This is a genomic window from Streptomyces sp. NBC_01304 (assembly GCF_035975855.1).
Taxonomy (GTDB): Bacteria; Actinomycetota; Actinomycetes; order Streptomycetales; family Streptomycetaceae; genus Streptomyces.
In genome coordinates this window covers 7,759,117-7,775,629 of record NZ_CP109055.1, presented here as the reverse complement: position 1 = coordinate 7,775,629, position 16,513 = coordinate 7,759,117, and the positions used below count along the sequence as shown (strand labels likewise).

The window sequence follows — 16,513 nt, the reverse complement described above, 5'->3', positions numbered from 1 at the left end:
AGTCGAGGGGGCAGCTTGGTGTCAGCTGCGCCAGGTGTCGTTCAGCGTGACCTTGCCGGAGGCCGGGACGGTCGCCGTGCGGTTGGCGCCGGACTCCCAAGTCACCTGGCCCGAACCGTTCTTGCGCACGTACTTGTACGCGAACGACGTACCGGCGGGCAGGGCGACGTCGAGCTTCCAGACGGGGTAGCTCGCCGGGTCCAGCTTCAGCGCGCTGCCGGTGTTCCAGTTGCCGAGCCCGTCCTTGTCGCCGGTGACGTAGATGTTCTCGCCGAGCACGGTGGTGGCGTTGACGGCGAAGGAGGCCCCCGCCGTCACCGGGGCGGGGTCGGTGCCGCCTCCCCCGCCGCAGGTCCGGGCGTTCGCGTGCAGCGCGAGGGCGGTCCGGGCGGCGAGCGTGGCCGTGAACTGCCCGGCAGAGTCGACCGTCACGCCCTTGCCGCTCTGCACGTCGCAGTAGTCACCGGCTGGCAGCGACGTCTGGAAGGTGCGGGTCAGCGCGGAGCCCTCGTGGTTGATCGCGACGTACGCCTTGCTGCCGCGGCCGAAGGCGATCTGGTCGCCGCCGTTGTCCCACCAGTTCGTGACGGACTGACCGCGCGCCGCGTTCCGGAAGGCCACCATCGAGGAGATCTCGCGCCAGTCGTGCTGGCACTTCCAGCCGTCGCTGTAACAGGCGTTCACCGTCCCGCCGTTGGGCGGCCCGGCATCCTTCTCCGACCACTCGTAGCCGGAGTGCACGTCCGGGGAGCCGTACGGCCAGGCCAGCATGAAGACATTGGCCAGGGTGTAGTTGGCGCCGTCCTTGTAGCTGAGGGTGTCGCCGCCGCGCTCGGTGTCGTGGTTGTCGACGAAGACCGCGGACTTGCCGGACTCCATGAAGCCCCAGCCCTCGCCGTAGTTCTTCAGGTTGGCGAGGTTCTCGTTGTTGAAGACCTGCTTGAGGCCGCGCGCGTACCGGAATTCCTGTACGTCGCCGGTGCCGAGGTACTCGCTCGGCGAGACGGCCTCACCGCCGCCGTAGATCGCCTCCTGCTTCCAGTACACGCCCGAACTGCTCAGCCGCGACTTGATGTTGGCCAGGTCGGCGGCCGGTATGTGCTTGGCGGCATCGATGCGGAAGCCGTCGACGCCGAGCGAGAGCAGGTCGTTCAGATAGCCGGCGATCCTGCCGCGTACGGCGTCCTCGCCGGTGTCCAGGTCGGCGAGTCCGACGAGTTCGCAGTTCTGTACGTTGCCGCGGTCGCCGTAGTTGTTGATCTGCGAGCGGCAGTCGTCCATGTCCGAACCCGGGTAGGTGCCCGGGTAGTTGTACTTGGTGTACGCGGTGCCGCCGGTGCCGGTGCCGTCACCGGCCGCCATGTGGTTGATCACCGTGTCGGCGACCACCTTGACGCCCGCCGCGTGGCAGGTGTCGACCATGCTCTTGAAGGCGGCGCGGTCGCCGAGCCGGCCGGCGATCTTGTAGCTGACGGGCTGGTACGAGGTCCACCACTGGCTTCCCTGGATGTGCTCCTGGGGTGGTGAGACCTGGACGTATCCGTAGCCTGCCGGGCCGAGTTGACCGGTGCAGGCCTTGGCGACGGAGTCGAAGCGCCACTCGAAGAGGACGGCGGTGACGTCCTTCTCGCCGGGCGGGGCGGCCTGGCTGGTTCCGGCGGGTCCGGTGAGGGCGAATGCCGCGCCTGCGGCCAGGGCGAGGGCGGTTCTGGCTGTGCGGGTTCTGGCTGTGCGGGCCATGTTTCCTCCGGGTGGGGGGAGGCAGAGAGTGAGAGAACTTGCAGCAAACTTTGGCAAGTTCTTGCGGTCGTGACCGTAGAGTCGTGCCGGGTCACGGTCAACCCTCTAAACACAGAAGGGTTTTGGGCCCTCGACGCACATCAGTGAGTACCGGTGAAAGAAATTGCAGAGCCGGTGGACCCCCGTACCACCAGCTCCGGCTGGAACACGAACTCCGTCCGCTGGACGGGGTTCCCGTGGATCTCCTCCAGGAGCGCCCCCACCGCCGCGACGGCCATCGCCCGCACCGGCTGCCGCACGGTGGTGAGCGGCGGATCGGTGAACGCGATGAGCTGCGAGTCGTCGAAGCCGACCACGGACACGTCGCGGGGCACGTCGAGCCCCCGCTCCCGGGCGGCACGCACCGCCCCGAGCGCCATCAGGTCGCTGCCGCAGACGATGCCCGTGCAGCCCTGGTCGAGCAGCCGCCCGGCCGCTGCATGCCCGCCCTCGACGCTGAACAGCGTGCGCTCGACGAGCGGTTCGGGCCCGGTCGGCCCGAGGGCCTCACCCGGACCGAACGCCTCGCGCAGCGCGGCCGCGAACCCCTCGGCCTTGCGCCGCGAGGGCACATAGCGGGTCGGGCCGATCGCGAGCCCGATCCGCCGATGGCCCAGGTCGACGAGGTGACGTACCGCCATGCGGGCCGCCGCGTGGTCGTCGGGCGACACGAACGGCGCGGTGATGTGTTCATTGAAGCCGTTGATCAGCACGAACGGCACGCCCCGCTCGGCCAGTCGGTGATAGCGCTCCGGTCCGGCCAGGGTGTCGGCGTGCAGCCCGGACAGGAAGACGATGCCGTTGACGCCGCGCGCCTCCAGCTGCTCGACGAGCTCGTCCTCGGTGGCGCCGCCCGGCGTCTGGGTGCAGAGCACGGGCGTGTAGCCGTGCCCGGCCAGGACCTGCTCGATGACCTGGGCGAACGCCGGGAAGATCGGGTTGGTCAGCTCGGGGACCAGCAGTCCGATGAGCCCGGCGCTGCGCTGCCGCAGCCGCTGCGGCCGCTCGTACCCGAGGACGTCGAGCGCGGCGAGCACCCGCTGCCGGGTGTCGGCCGCCACGCCCGCCTTGCCGTTGAGTACGCGGCTGACGGTGGCCTCACTGACCTGTGCCTGGGCGGCGATGTCCGCGAGCCGCGGAGAGCCGCTCTCGGCAGCTCTCCGCGACAGGGGGGACAGCGTCACACGCCCCACCACACGGTGGAGTCCGGGGGCAGCACTGCCTCGCCGTCCTCGACCAACACCTGGTCGGTGCCGAGGAGTTGGCGTCCGGCGACGGGGATGCGTACGTCCTGATCCGTCGTGTTGGCGGTGCACACGAAGCCACCGGGCCGCTCGAAGGCGAGCACCCCCTCGGGCGCCTCCAGCCAGCTCACCGCGTCCCCCGCACCCAGCGCGGGATGCGCACGGCGCACGGCCAGCGCGCCGCGGTACAGCTCAAGGGTCGAGTCCGGGTCCCCGGTCTGCGCCGCGACGCTCAACTCGCCCCACCCCTCGGGTTGTGGCAGCCAGCTGCCGCCCGCGCCGAAGCCGTACGACTCGCCCTCGACGGTCCACGGGATCGGCACCCGGCACCCGTCGCGGAACCCGTCCTGGCCGCTGGCCCGCCAGAACGACGGGTCCTGGCGCACCTCGTCCGGCAGATCGGTGACGTCCGGCAGGCCCAGCTCCTCGCCCTGGTAGAGGTACGCGGATCCGGGCAGCGCCAGCATCAGCAACGTAGCGGCACGGGCCCTGCGCAGCCCCAACTCCCGGTCCCCTGCCGCGCGCAGCTGCGTGCCGAGCCCCGCCGGGTTGGCGAAGCGCGTCGCATGCCGCGTCACGTCGTGGTTGGACAGGACCCAGGTGGCCGGCGCTCCCACCGGCCGCATCGCCCCGAGCGACACGTCGATGACACCGCGCAGCTCTGCGGCGTCCCAATGGGTGCCCAGGTACTGGAAGTTGAAGGCCTGGTGCAGCTCGTCGGGCCGTACGTAATGAGCGGTGCGCTCGACCGTCGGCGTCCAGGCCTCGGCGACCGCGATCCGCTCCCCGGGGTACTCGTCGAGGATCCGCCGCCAGCTGCGGTAGATCTCGTGCACGCCGTCCTGGTCGAAGAACGGCATGACGTCGTTGCCCAGCAGCTTGAGCTGGTCGCCGTCCCCGCCGATGTCCGGCAGCCCTTCGGCCTTGACAAGACCGTGTGCGACGTCGACGCGGAAGCCGTCGACGCCGAGGTCCAGCCAGAACCGCAGGATGGAGCGGAACTCGTCGGCGACCGCCGGGTGTTCCCAGTTGAGGTCGGGCTGCTCGGGCGCGAACAGGTGCAGATACCAGTCGCCGGGCTGCCCGTCCGGGTCGGTGACCCGGGTCCAGGCGGGGCCGCCGAAGATGGACTCCCAGTCGTTGGGCGGCAGTTCACCGTCCGCGCCCTTGCCGGGCAGAAAGTGATAGCGCTCGCGCAGCGCCGACCCTGGGCCCTCCTTGAGTGCGCGCTTGAACCACTCGTGCTGGTCCGACGAATGGTTCGGCACCACGTCGACGATGACCCTGAGGCCCAGGTCATGGGCGTCGTGGACCAGCGCCTCGGCATCGGGGAGCGTGCCGAACATCGGGTCGATGGCCCGGTAGTCGGCGACGTCATAGCCGCCGTCGGCCTGCGGGGACGCATAGAACGGGCTGAGCCAGACGGCGTCGACGCCCAGGTCACGGAGGTACGGGAGGCGACTGCGGATGCCCGCCAGGTCTCCCATGCCGTCGCCGTTGCCGTCGGCGAAGCTGCGCGGATAGACCTGGTAGATCACCGCGTCGCGCCACCAGCCCGAGTGCTGCTGAGTCATGTTCTCCCTTTACTTCGTCGCGCCGGCGGTCAGACCGGAGACGAGATGACGCTGGGCGAATCCGAAGATCACCGCGGCGGGCACCGCGACGATCACGGCCGAGGCGGTCAACGAGCCCCAGTCGCTGGTGTATTGGTTGACGAAGGTCTGCAGCCCGCCGGCGAGCGTGAGGTTCTCCTCGCCGGTCATGAAGGCGGAGGCGTACGCCACTTCGGCCCATCCGGTGATGAAGCTGTAGAAGCCCGTCACCGCGAGGCCCGGCTTGGCGAGCGGCAGGATCAGCCGCCAGAAGATCCCGAACGGGTTGAGCCCGTCGACCCGCCCCGCCTCGTCGATCTGCACCGGGATGGTGTCGAAGTAGCCCTTCATCATCCAGGCGCAGAACGGCACCGCGATGGTGAGGTAGGTGACGACGAGGCCGGCCGGCTGGTTGAGCAGCCCGAGGTTGGCGAGCAGGTTGTACAGCGGCACGATCAGGATCGCGACCGGGAACATCTGCGTGATCAGCAGCAGCCACATCAGCGGCCGCATGCCCGGGAACCTGAAGCGGCTGACCGCGTACCCGGTGGTCGCGGAGATGAAGACACCGATGACGGTGGTCAGTCCGACGACGATCAGCGAGTTGCCGAGCCAGCTCAGGAACTCGGTGTCGTTGATGACGTGGTCGTAATTGCTGAAGGTGAAGTCCTTCACCAGATCGGTGTTGAAGGCCTCGTCCTTCGGCTTCAGCGAGGTGATGAGCAGCCACAGCGGCGGAAAGACCGCGATGACGCTCGCGAGGAGCAGCGTCAGATGCAGCCCGACGGAGGCGGCACGGGAACGCTCCCCGCGCTTGCGGATCTTGGACATGGTCACCACACCTCTCCCTGCTTGCGGAGGGCACGTCGGTAAGCCACCGCGATCGTCGAGAGCAGCAGCAGAATCAGCACGCCCCAGGCCGCGGAGCCCGCGAAGTCCCGTGGGCTGACGACGAAGGACAGCCGGTAGGCGTACGTCACCAGGATCTCGGTGGCGTCACCGGGCCCGCCCCGGGTGAGCAGGAAGATCACCGGGAACATGTTGAAGGTCCAGATCCCGCTGATCAGGATCACGGTCGAGCTCACCGACCGCAGCCCCGGCAGCGTGATGTGCCTAAAGCGCTGCCAGGCGCTCGCGCCGTCCATCTCGGCGGCCTCGTACAGCTCGGCCGGAATGGACTGCAGCCCGCCGAGCATGGCGACCAGCATGAAGGGGACGCCGAGCCAGACATTGACCGCGATCACCGAAAGCTTCGCCCAGGTCGGGTCGTTGAGCCACGGGACCGCGTCGATGCCGCCGCCCGCGAGGAGCTTGTTGAGCAGGCCGCTCTTCTCGTTGAGGAGCAGCTTCCAGGTGAACACGGAGACGAACGCCGGCACCGCCCACGGCAGGATCAGCGCCATCCGGTACACGGACCGCCCGGCCATCTTGCGGTTGAGCATGTTCGCGAGGATCAGCCCGAGGGTGAAGGACAGCGCGACACAGGACACCGTCCACACGATCGTCCAGCCGAGCCGGTCCCAGAAGACGCCGTCCTTGAGGATCGCGGTGTAGTTGTCGACACCGACCGACTTGTACGTCGCCGGGATGTGGTTGACCCCGATGGTGCGCTCGACGTTCGCCTCGTTGGCGTCGGTCGTCGACAGATACAGGCCGCGCACCAGCGGGTAGCCGATGATGACGCCGATCACGGTCACCACAGGGGCGACCATGGCCCAGGCGTACCAGTGCGTGGACAGGGCTCTGCGCACGCGCCCCGGGGGCCGGCCGGCCGCCTTGCGGGCGGCCGGCTTCCCTTGAGTCTGCTTCTCAGCCACTACGGACACGGTTACTTGTAGTCCTTGAGCAGCTTGCGGTACGCGTCACCGACGCCCTTGGCGGCGTCCTCGGGGCTGGCCTTGCCGCTGAGGACCTTCTCCATCTGCAGCCGGATCGGCTCGAAGAGGGCGTTGGCCTCGGGGATCCAGGGGCGCTGCACCGAGGCCTCGACGGCCGGCTTGAAGAACTGGACCATCTGGTTGTCCTTGACGGACTGCACGTCGTAGACGGAGGTGCGCGTCGGCAGCAGGCTGAGCTTCTCGGTGGTCTTCTGCTGGACCTCGGCGGAGCTCATGTACTTGGCGAACTCGTAGGAGGCGTCGAGGTTCCCGGAACCGGCGTACACCGACAGGTTCCAACCGCCCTGCGGGGAGGCCTGCTTGACGCTGCCGCCGGGGACGGCCGCGACGCCGAGGTTGTCCTTGTCGTCCTTGAACTGCTTGCCGGCCAGGGCGCCCTCGATCGACCACGGCCCGTCGAGGGCCATCGCGACCTCGCCGTCCTTGAAGGCGTTGAGCTGGTTGTTGTAGCCGTCCGAGGCGTCGGTGACGGCGGCCTTGGAGTCGACCAGGTCCTTCATCACGGCGAAGGCCTTGGCGCCGGGCTCGTCGTCGACGGTGACCTTCTTGGCCTTGGTGTCGAGCATGTCGCCGCCCTCGCCGTACAGGTACGGGAGGTAGAAGTACGGGTCGTCGCCGCGCAGGTAGAGGCCGGTCTTGCCGGACTTCGACTTGATCTTCTTCGCGGCGTCCTTCACCTCGTCGAAGGTGGTGGGCACCTCGACGCCGGCGGCCTTGAGCATCTTCTTGTTGTAGAAGAGCGCCAGGCTGTCGATGGTCTGCGGGACCGCGTAGGTCTTGCCGTTGAACTTGGTGGAGGCCGCGGCCTGCTTGAGGTAGTCCGACTCCTTGTCGAGCGCCGCGGTGCCGTCGAGCGGGGCGAGGTAGCCGAGGTTGGCGAAGTCCGCGACCCAGGCGACCTCGGTGCGCATCACGTCGGGGGCGCCGGAGTTGCCGCCCGCGGCGTTCTTGAACTTGGCGTTGGCCTCGCCGAAGGCGACCGAGACGACCTTGACGTCGACCTTCGGGTGCTTCTTCTCGAAGCCCTCGGCGAGCTCCTTGTACGTGGCCTTCTCGGCGTCGTTCGAGGTGTCCCAGAACGTCACGGTGCCCGAGAGCTCGCCGCCCGGGCTCTTCTTTCCGCTGTCGTCGCTGTCCCCACCACAGGCCGCCATGGTCACGGAAAGGGCCGCAACCAGTGCGGTGGCCGCTATGCCACGCCGCATGTGAACTCCTTCAACAGATCCGGGCCCCCTGACGGCGCCGGGTTCGGCAGGAACGTAACAAGGTTGAAAGGAGAGCGAAAGACTTTGCGGAAACTTCTTGCAAGAGTTGGCGATCGTTACATCGACGTGTCTGGAGTTGGCCGCCGGAACCCCTTCGTAACTCGGTGATACCTACCCGAAAGGGACTCAACCGCGGTCCGAAAGTCCTCTCGCAAGGTCTTGCAGCAGGGTTGACTGGACGGGTCCGCGCACCCGTAGCCTGCGTCGATCAACGTCGCATCACCGTCACCAGGCGCTCACACCCGCGTTGACCTCGTTAGTTGACGAGAGGTACCTCCATGAACCACGAGCTCGCCCGCACGGCCACCACCGCTGCAAGCCCTTCCAGCGCCACCGAAAGCGCCTCCGCAAGCACCGGCTGGTGGCGGGACGCCGTCATCTACCAGGTGTACGTACGCTCCTTCGCGGACAGCGACGGGGACGGCATCGGCGATCTGCGCGGGATCACCGGCCGGCTGCCGTATCTCGCCGAACTCGGCGTGGACGCGGTCTGGCTGACGCCGTTCTACGCCTCCCCGCAGGCCGACGGCGGCTACGACGTCGCCGACTACCGGGCCGTCGACCCGCTCTTCGGCGACCTCCAGGACGCGGACGACCTGGTGCGCGCCGCCCATGAGCTGGGCCTGCGGGTGATCGTGGACATCGTCCCGAACCACACCTCGGACCGGCACGAGTGGTTCGAGCGGGCCCTCAAGGAGGGCCCCGGCTCGGCGCTGCGCGAGCTCTACCACTTCAGGCCCGGCAAGGACGTGGACGGCAAGGGGTCGGACGGCTCGGGGGGTGAACTCCCGCCCAACGACTGGGAGTCGGTGTTCGGTGGCCCCGCGTGGACGCGTACGACGAACCCGGACGGCACGCCCGGCGACTGGTACCTGCACCTCTTCGCCCCCGAGCAGCCCGACCTCAACTGGGAACACCCCGAGGTGCACGCCGAGTTCGAAGCGGTCCTGCGCTTCTGGCTGGACCTCGGCGTCGACGGATTCCGCATCGACGTCGCGCACGGCATGGTCAAGGCGCCCGGCCTTCCGGACATCGGCCACCGCAAACAGGTCGAGCTGATCGGCGCCCAGGTGCTGCCCTTCTTCGACCAGGACGGGGTGCACGAGATCCACCGCTCCTGGCGCAAGATCCTCGACTCCTACCCGGGCGAGCGCATCGCCGTCGCCGAGGCCTCCACCCCCAACCCCGGCCGCCTCGCCCGCTACGTACGCCCCGACGAACTCCACCAGGCCTTCAACTTCCACTTCCTGAAGTGCCCTTGGGACCCGGCCCGGATGCGGGAGATCATCGACGCCTCCCTTGCCGCCACGGTCTCGGTCGGCGCCCCCACCACCTGGGTCCTGTCCAACCACGACGTGATCCGCCACCCCACCCGGTACGGCGGCGGCGCACAGGGCCTCGCCCGTGCCCGCGCGGCCGCGCTGCTGATGCTGGCGCTGCCCGGGTCCACCTACGTCTACCAGGGCGAGGAGCTCGGCCTGCCCGAGGTCTCCGACCTGCCCGACGAGGCCCGCCAGGACCCCGCCTTCTTCCGCAGCACCGGCCAGGAAGGGCTGCGCGACGGGTGCCGGGTGCCCCTGCCGTGGACCGCCGACGGGGACTCGTACGGCTTCGGACCGGCCGGCAGCTGGCTCCCGCAGCCCGCCTCCTGGGGCTCCCTGAGCGTCGAGGCGCAGACCGGCGACCCCGGCTCCACCCTCGAGCTGTACCGCACCGCCCTCGCCCTGCGCCGGGAACTGCCGGGCCTGGGCGACGGCCGGATGGAGTGGCTGCCGGGCCCCGACGGGGTGCTCGTCTTCTCCCGCCCGGGCCTCGTCTGCGTCTTCAACACCACGTCACAGGAGGTCCAACTCCCGACCCCCGGACGCCTGTTGCTGGCCTCCGCCACCACCGTCGAAGCGGAGGACACGGTCCCCATTCCCGCTGATTCCTGCACGTGGTGGGCAATCTGACGTGCGCCCGGTACAGTCCACCCCTGTGACCGCGAGGCTTGCCGACATCGCAGCCCAGGCGGGGGTCAGCGAAGCCACAGTCAGCCGCGTGCTCAACGGCAAGCCCGGTGTGGCCGCCGCCACCCGCGAATCAGTCCTGGCCGCTCTCGACGTCCTCGGCTACGAACGCCCCGTCCGGCTGCGCCGGCGCAGCGCGGGCCTCGTCGGACTGATCACCCCCGAGCTGGACAACCCGATCTTCCCGGCGCTCGCCCAGGTCATCGGTCAGGCACTGACCCGGCAGGGCTACACCCCGGTCCTCGCCACCCAGACGCCCGGCGGGTCCACGGAGGACGAGCTGACCGAGATGCTGGTGGACCGCGGCGTCGCCGGCATCATCTTCGTCTCGGGCCTGCACGCCGACACCACCGCCGACATGCAGCGCTACGACCAGCTGCGCGCCCAGGGCGTCCCGTACGTCCTCGTCGACGGCTTCTCGCCGAAGGTGCAGGCCCCGTTCATCTCGCCCGACGACCGGGCCGCGATGCAGCTCGCCGTCACCCACCTCGTCTCGCTCGGTCACACGGAGATCGGGCTCGCCCTGGGCCCGAAGCGCTTCGTGCCCGTACAGCGAAAGATCGAGGGCTTCGTACGCACGATGCAGGACCGCCTGGGACTGACTCCCGAGGACATCGAGGAGCGGTTCGTACAGCACTCGCTCTACACCCTCGAAGGCGGCCAGGCCGCGGCCTCCGCGCTCATGGACCGGCAGTGCACGGCGATCGTGTGCGCCAGCGACATGATGGCGCTCGGCGCCATACGCGCGGCACGGCAGCGCGGCCTGGAGGTCCCGGACGACATCTCGGTGGTCGGTTTCGACGACTCACCGCTGATCGCCTTCACCGACCCGCCGCTGACCACCATCCGCAAGCCGGTACCGGCGATGGGTCAGGCGGCCGTACGCACCCTGCTCGAGGAGATCGGTGGCACCCCTGCCCCGCACAGCGAATTCGTGTTCATGCCGGAGCTGGTCGTCCGGGGTTCAACCGCCTCAGGACCTAGGGCCAAGACTCCTCCGAAGGTCGGAGAAAATGCGGCCAGGAACCGACCAGGGGATGATCGGGCGTAGCTACGCATCTGGCAGACTCCTTCCTCATGGGTGAGACGACAGTGACTACAACCGAAGGCCGCCCCGCGGTCTCGTCGCCCACTGTCGAGGAGGCCGAGGGCCGCCCGGCGCCTACGTTGATGCAGCGCATGCGTGCCGTCCGCAGGCCGCGGATCTGGTACGAGCTGGCCCTGATCGGCGTCAGCTACTGGCTGTACTCGCTGGTCCGCAACGCCGTCCCGGAGCAGAAGACCGAGGCGATGCGCAATGCCGACTGGATCTGGCGGGCCGAGCACGCGATAGGCCTCGGCTTCGAGCAGACCGTCAACCACGCCGTCAATTCGGTGACATGGCTGATCGTCGGCATGAACTACTACTACGCGACGCTGCACTTCATCGTGACGATCGGCGTCCTCGTCTGGGTCTACCGCCGCCATCCCGGCCGCTACGCCGCCACCCGCACGGTCCTCTTCGTGACCACGGGGATCGCCCTGCTCGGCTTCTACTTCTTCCCGCTGGCCCCGCCGCGGCTGATGGAGGGCGGGCACGACTTCATCGACACGGTCCTGGTGCACCACACCTGGGGCTCGATGGCGTCGGGCGACCTCAAGCACATGACCAACCAGTACGCGGCCATGCCCTCGATGCACATCGGCTGGTCCACTTGGTGCGGCCTGACCATCTTCGCCATCGCCAAGGCGCCCTGGGCGCGCATCCTGGGCCTGCTCTACCCGGTGGCCACGCTGGTCGTGATCGTCGCCACGGCCAACCACTTCTGGCTGGACGCGGTGGGCGGGGTGCTGTGCCTCTCGGTGGGGTTCGCGGTGGCGGCTTGGTGGTACGGGGCGCTGCCTCATCGCTTGCCGCGATGGGTGCCGGATTCGCCTCCGCGGGGGTTGCGGCCGGTTCGGGCTTAGCTCACGGGGGCTCCGCCCCGGGCCCCGGTCCTTGCCGGACGGGCTGATTCATCAAGCTGATGAATCAGCCCGTCCGGCGCTTGAGGACATTGGTGACGGACGGGTGCCCACCCACCCCCACCCCCACAAGCCGGCGGCAGCCTTACGGGAAGGGGCGGGGAGGGGATCAAATCAAGCCCCGTAGAACAGCGCCTCCACCACGGCCCGAGCCCGGCGCGTCATACGCCGATAGTCATCGATCATCTCGCCCACCGTGCCCTCGCCATAGCCGAGATAGCGACCGACCGCAGCCAGCTCCCGCCCGTCCGAAGGGAACGTGTCCCCCGCCCGCCCACGCACGAGCATGACCGCATTACGCACCCGGGTAGCCAGCACCCAAGCCTCGTCCAACACCGCCGCGTCCTCGACAGAGACCAGCTCGGCCGCGCAAGCGGCAGCCAGCGCCGACCGGGTCCGGGTCGTACGAAGACCCGGCTCGACCCAGCCGTGCTGCAGCTGCAGAAGCTGGACGACCCACTCCACGTCGCTCAGCCCACCCCGCCCGAGCTTCGCGTGCAGCGTGGGGTCGGCCCCCCGGGGCAGCCGCTCCGCCTCCATCCGCGCCTTGAGCCGCCGAATCTCGCGCACCGCGTCATCGCCAAGACCTTCGGCCGGGTACCGCAGCGGATCGACCAGCTCGATGAAGCGCGCGCCCAGATCCGGGTCCCCGGCAACGGGCTCGGCCCGCAGCAGGGCCTGGCTCTCCCAGACGTGGGACCAGCGCCGGTAGTACGCGCCGTACGAGGCCAGGGTCCGCACCAGGGGCCCGCTCTTGCCCTCGGGCCGCAGATCGGCGTCGATCAGGAGCGGCGGGTCCGCGCTGGGCAGCTTGAGGAGGCGGCTCATCTCCGCCACCACCCCCGCCGCGGCCTTGGTCGCCTCGTGCTCGTCCACGCCTTCGCGCGGCTCGTGCACGAAGATCACGTCGGCGTCGGAGCCGTAGCCCAGCTCATGCCCGCCGAAGCGCCCCATCCCGATGACCGCGAACCGGGTGGGGAGCTCATCGCCCCAGCCCGCCCGTACGACCGCCCGCAACGTGCCCGCGAGGGTCGCCGCCGTCAGGTCGGACACGGCGCTGCCGACCCGGTCCACCAACGCTCCCGGGTCAGCCTCGGCGGGGCTGTCCTCGGTCCCGTACGAGCCGATGAGGTCCGCCGCCGCCGTGCGGAACAGCTCGCGCCGCCGCACCCCGCGCACCGCCGTCACCGCGGCCTCGGCGCCCGTTGCCCGGCCGACCGCCGAGAGGACCTCCTGCTCCAGGTGGGCCCGGTCGCGCGGTTCGAGCCCGCGCGGGTCGCCGAGCAGCGCCACCGCCTCGGGGGCACGCAGGAGCAGGTCCGGGGCCAGGCGGCCGGCGGAGAGGACCCGGGCGAGGTTCTCCGCCGCAGCCCCCTCGTCCCTGAGGAGCCGCAGGTACCAGGGCGTCTTGCCGAGCGCGTCGGACACCTTGCGGAAGCCGAGGAGGCCCGCGTCCGGGTCGGCGGAGTCCGCGAACCAGCCGAGCAGCACCGGAAGCAGCGTGCGCTGGATCGCGGCCTTGCGGGACACCCCGGAGGCCAGGGCCTCCAGGTGGCGCAGGGCCGAGGCGGGGTCGGCGTACCCGAGGGCGACCAGCCGTTCGCGGGCCGCGCCCGTGGACAGCCGGGTCTCGCCGGGGGCGAGCTGGGCGACGGCGTCGAGCAGCGGCCGGTAGAAAAGCTTCTCGTGCAGGCGCCGGACGACGGACGCGTGCCGCCGCCAGGCCCGGTTGAGCTCCGCCACCGGATCGGTGCGCAGGCCGAGCGAGCGGCCGAGCCTGCGCAGGTCCCGCTCGTCCTCCGGCATGAGGTGGGTGCGGCGCAGCCGGTGCAGCTGGATGCGGTGCTCCATGGCGCGCAGGAAGCGGTACGCCTCGTCGAGCTGCGCGGCATCCGCGCGGCCCACATAACCGCCCGCCGCGAGAGCGCCGAGCGCCTCCAGGGTCGACCCACTCCGCAGCGACGTATCGGATCGTCCGTGCACCAACTGCAGCAGCTGGACGGCGAATTCGACGTCCCGCAGACCGCCGGGACCGAGCTTGAGCTCGCGCTCCACCTCGGCGGCGGGGATGGTGGCGACGACGCGGCGGCGCATCTTCTGCACGTCGGGGACGAAGTTGTCGCGCTCGGCGGCCCCCCACACCAGGGGCGCGAGGGTCTCCACGTACTCCTCGCCGAGCTCCGGGTCGCCGGCCACCGGGCGGGCCTTGAGCAGGGCCTGGAACTCCCAGGTCTTGGCCCAGCGCTGGTAGTAGGCGAGGTGCGAGGAGAGCGTGCGCACCAGCGGTCCGTTGCGGCCCTCCGGCCGGAGGTTGGCGTCGACCGGCCAGATGGTGCCCTCGACCGTGGTCTCCGAGCAGATCCGCATCATGTGCGAGGCGAGCCGCGTCGCGGCCTGCATGGCCTTGTTCTCGTCGGCCCCGTCGACCGGCTCGCCGACGAAGATGACGTCCACGTCGGAGACGTAATTGAGCTCGTGGCCGCCGCACTTGCCCATCGCGATCACCGCGAGCCGGCACAGCGCGTCGTCGGCGGGCGCCGCGGCGCGCGCGAGGGCGAGCGCGGCCCGCAGCGTCGCGGTGGCGAGGTCGGCGAGCTCGGCGGCGGTCTCGGCGACATCGGTCGTGCCGCACACGTCGCGGGCCGCTATCGACAACAGGCAGCGCCGGTAGGCGACCCGCAACGACACCGGATCCGACGCCTCGGCGAGGCCCAGCTCGAACTCCTCGACGCCCGGGTGCAGATCGGACGGCTCGTACGTGACGAGGGCCTGCCAGTCCTGCGGATGCCGGGCCAGATGGTCGCCGAGCGCCTCGGACGCGCCGAGCACGCCGAGCAGCCGGTCCCGCAGCGGCTTCGAGGCGAGCAGGGTGTCCAGGAGGGTCCGCCGCTCGGCGTCGTCCGCCTGCGCTTCCGCGAGTCGTACGAGACCGAGCAGCGCCAGATCCGGATCGGCGCTCGCCCCGAGCGCGTCGAGCAGCACCGGGTCGGAGCGGACGGCGGCCAGCGCGGGGCTCTCCAGGAGCCGCCCGGCGGCGGAGGGATCGGTGAAGCCGTGCCGCAGCAGCCGCGTGAAGGTACTGCTCCTGCGCCCCGGCGACGTCATCCCTGGGCCTCCTGTGCTGCTCGCCCGCGATCAAGGTCCTGGCCAGAGCCTAGCCGGACTGACCGGAACGGGAGCCACCGATGAGTCCGGTGCCTGTGCACGGTCTGCCTTCGACAGGCACCATCGACTACAGGAGGATCCGCCATGCCGGACGAGGAACCCAGGGCCGAGCTCGACCCGGACTTCAGCGAAGAAGGCGCCACCGCGACCCCCTGGCCCGATGCGGTGTCCTTGCTCGCAGCCGCAGAGCTGTACTGGATCTCGACCGTACGTCCCGACGGCCGCCCGCACGTCACGCCGCTGCACGCGGTGTGGGCGGACGAGGCACTGCACTTCTGCACCGGCCCCGAGGAGCGCAAGGCCCTCAACCTGGCCGGCAATCCGCATGTCGCCCTGACGACCGGCACCAACACCTGGAACAAGGGGTACGACCTGGTCGTCGAGGGCACAGCCGTCCGCGTGACCGACGACGGCCGGCTCCGTGCGCTGGCGCGGGCGTGGGGCGCGAAGTACGGCGACGCCTGGAAGTACGAGGCGCGTGACGGAGCCTTCCGGCACGAGGGGGGCCACGCCCTGGTTTTCGAGGTTGCGCCGCGCAAGGTGCTGGGATTCGGCAAGGGTGGACCCTTCAGCCAGACCCGCTGGACGTTCTGAGCGCGCTGAGCCTTTCGAACCTGCCGACTTCGAACCATCCGACTTCGAACCATCCGACTGAGGAGTTTCCCGTCATGGACTACACCCTCGAAGTGATCGTCGTCCCCGTCACGGACGTGGACCGCGCCAAGGAGTTCTACCGCGACAAGGTCGGCTTCCACGTCGACTTCGACGGCGAGGTCATGCCCGGCGTCCGCATCGCCCAGCTCACCCCGCCCGGCTCGGGCTGTTCCGTAGCGATCACCAACAACGCCGCGGGCCTGAACCTCGACCCGATCCCGACCCCCGGCTCCTACCAGGGCCTGCAGCTGTGCGTCGCCGACATCAAGCAGGCCCACGCCGAGCTGACAGAGCGGGGCCTGGACGTCTCCGACCCGGTGGTGCACGCCGAGCAGGACGGCGGGACCTTCCTGTACTTCAAGGACCCGGACGGCAACGGCTGGGGCATCCAGGAGTACCGGGTGCGGGCGACCCGGCCGCTGCGCGACGCGATCTGAGGGAGCCGACTCATGGAACTCATGGAATGGACCCTCGAAGTCGTGGTCGTGCCCGTCTCCGACATGGACCGGGCGAAGACCTTCTACGAGAAGGGCTGCGGCTTCACCGTCGACCTCGACCAGGAAGTCGCCCCGGGCATCCGCATCATCCAGATCACCCCGCCGGGCTCCCGCTGTTCGCTCGCGCTGACCAGCGGCATGACCCCCGGCGGTGGCCAGAGCACCATGGCGCCCGGCTCGCTCCAGGGCGTCCAGCTCTGCGTCACCGACATCGCGGCGGCCCGCGCCACGCTGGCCGAGCGCGGCGTGGACGTCTCGCCGGTGCAGCACGTCGGCCCCGAAGGGTGGACGGACGGCCCCGGCGAGACGTGGAACTCCTTCTGCTTCTTCAAGGACCCGGACGGCAACGGGTGGACCGTGCAGCAGGCCCCGGCACCGCTCGCCGAGCGGTAGCGGGGGCTGCCGG

Annotated in this window: 13 protein-coding genes; 6 read left to right on the top strand and 7 right to left on the bottom strand. The window is 69.9% G+C overall.

All coding sequences use genetic code 11. The features are described 5' to 3' along the window. Positions 1-21: 21 nt before the first annotated feature. From OG430_RS34580 to OG430_RS34555, 6 genes are all read right to left on the bottom strand, one after another. Complete coding sequence (locus OG430_RS34580; RefSeq protein WP_327356577.1) at positions 22-1,740, bottom strand: carbohydrate-binding module family 20 domain-containing protein; 1,719 nt, start codon at positions 1,738-1,740, stop codon at positions 22-24. Between the two features lie 140 nt (positions 1,741-1,880). Beyond that, the gene (locus OG430_RS34575) at positions 1,881-2,975 is read right to left on the bottom strand and encodes a LacI family DNA-binding transcriptional regulator (RefSeq protein ID WP_442816606.1); all 1,095 of its coding nucleotides are present in this window, start codon (positions 2,973-2,975) and stop codon (positions 1,881-1,883) included. After that, positions 2,960-4,597 carry a glycoside hydrolase family 13 protein gene (locus tag OG430_RS34570; protein WP_327356576.1) on the bottom strand — a complete coding sequence of 546 codons (1,638 nt, stop codon included), beginning with the start codon at positions 4,595-4,597 and terminating at the stop codon, positions 2,960-2,962. The genes OG430_RS34575 and OG430_RS34570 overlap by 16 nt, the downstream gene beginning before the upstream one ends. A 9-nt stretch (positions 4,598-4,606) precedes the next feature. Next, positions 4,607-5,446 carry a sugar ABC transporter permease gene (locus OG430_RS34565; protein WP_327359349.1) on the bottom strand — a complete coding sequence of 280 codons (840 nt, stop codon included), beginning with the start codon at positions 5,444-5,446 and terminating at the stop codon, positions 4,607-4,609. Positions 5,447-5,448: 2 nt separating this feature from the next. Next, positions 5,449-6,327 (bottom strand): carbohydrate ABC transporter permease, encoded by an 879-nt coding sequence (locus tag OG430_RS34560; RefSeq protein ID WP_327359348.1) that lies wholly within the window; start codon positions 6,325-6,327, stop codon positions 5,449-5,451. A 116-nt stretch (positions 6,328-6,443) separates the two neighbouring features. Beyond that, entirely contained in the window at positions 6,444-7,718 is a 1,275-nt protein-coding gene (locus OG430_RS34555) for an extracellular solute-binding protein (RefSeq protein WP_327356575.1), read from the bottom strand. 338 nt (positions 7,719-8,056) lie between these two features. On the opposite strand from OG430_RS34555, the gene OG430_RS34550 reads away from it, so the two are divergent. Genes OG430_RS34550 through OG430_RS34540 form a run of 3 tightly spaced genes read left to right on the top strand, consistent with a single transcriptional unit; the run spans position 8,057 to position 11,734 of the window. Further along, a complete protein-coding gene (locus tag OG430_RS34550) occupies positions 8,057-9,730 on the top strand; it encodes a glycoside hydrolase family 13 protein (protein WP_327356574.1) in 1,674 nt (557 codons plus the stop codon). A gap of 25 nt (positions 9,731-9,755) precedes the next feature. Beyond that, positions 9,756-10,838 (top strand): LacI family DNA-binding transcriptional regulator, encoded by a 1,083-nt coding sequence (locus tag OG430_RS34545; RefSeq protein ID WP_327356573.1) that lies wholly within the window; start codon positions 9,756-9,758, stop codon positions 10,836-10,838. A 26-nt stretch (positions 10,839-10,864) separates the two neighbouring features. Then, positions 10,865-11,734, top strand: a complete 870-nt coding sequence (locus OG430_RS34540) for a phosphatase PAP2 family protein (RefSeq protein ID WP_327356572.1) — start codon at positions 10,865-10,867, stop codon at positions 11,732-11,734. A 171-nt stretch (positions 11,735-11,905) separates the two neighbouring features. Here the strand turns inward: OG430_RS34540 and OG430_RS34535 are convergent, their stop codons facing one another. Next, the gene (locus OG430_RS34535) at positions 11,906-14,896 is read right to left on the bottom strand and encodes a bifunctional [glutamine synthetase] adenylyltransferase/[glutamine synthetase]-adenylyl-L-tyrosine phosphorylase (RefSeq protein WP_327356571.1); all 2,991 of its coding nucleotides are present in this window, start codon (positions 14,894-14,896) and stop codon (positions 11,906-11,908) included. 144 nt (positions 14,897-15,040) lie between these two features. On the opposite strand from OG430_RS34535, the gene OG430_RS34530 reads away from it, so the two are divergent. The 3 genes from OG430_RS34530 (at position 15,041) to OG430_RS34520 (ending at position 16,500) form a co-directional block, all read left to right on the top strand. Beyond that, the gene (locus OG430_RS34530) at positions 15,041-15,550 is read left to right on the top strand and encodes a pyridoxamine 5'-phosphate oxidase family protein (RefSeq protein WP_327356570.1); all 510 of its coding nucleotides are present in this window, start codon (positions 15,041-15,043) and stop codon (positions 15,548-15,550) included. Positions 15,551-15,624: 74 nt separating this feature from the next. Next, positions 15,625-16,047 (top strand): VOC family protein, encoded by a 423-nt coding sequence (locus OG430_RS34525; protein WP_327356569.1) that lies wholly within the window; start codon positions 15,625-15,627, stop codon positions 16,045-16,047. 21 nt (positions 16,048-16,068) lie between these two features. Next, positions 16,069-16,500 carry a VOC family protein gene (locus tag OG430_RS34520; protein WP_327359347.1) on the top strand — a complete coding sequence of 144 codons (432 nt, stop codon included), beginning with the start codon at positions 16,069-16,071 and terminating at the stop codon, positions 16,498-16,500. The last annotated feature ends 13 nt before the right edge of the window (positions 16,501-16,513 follow it).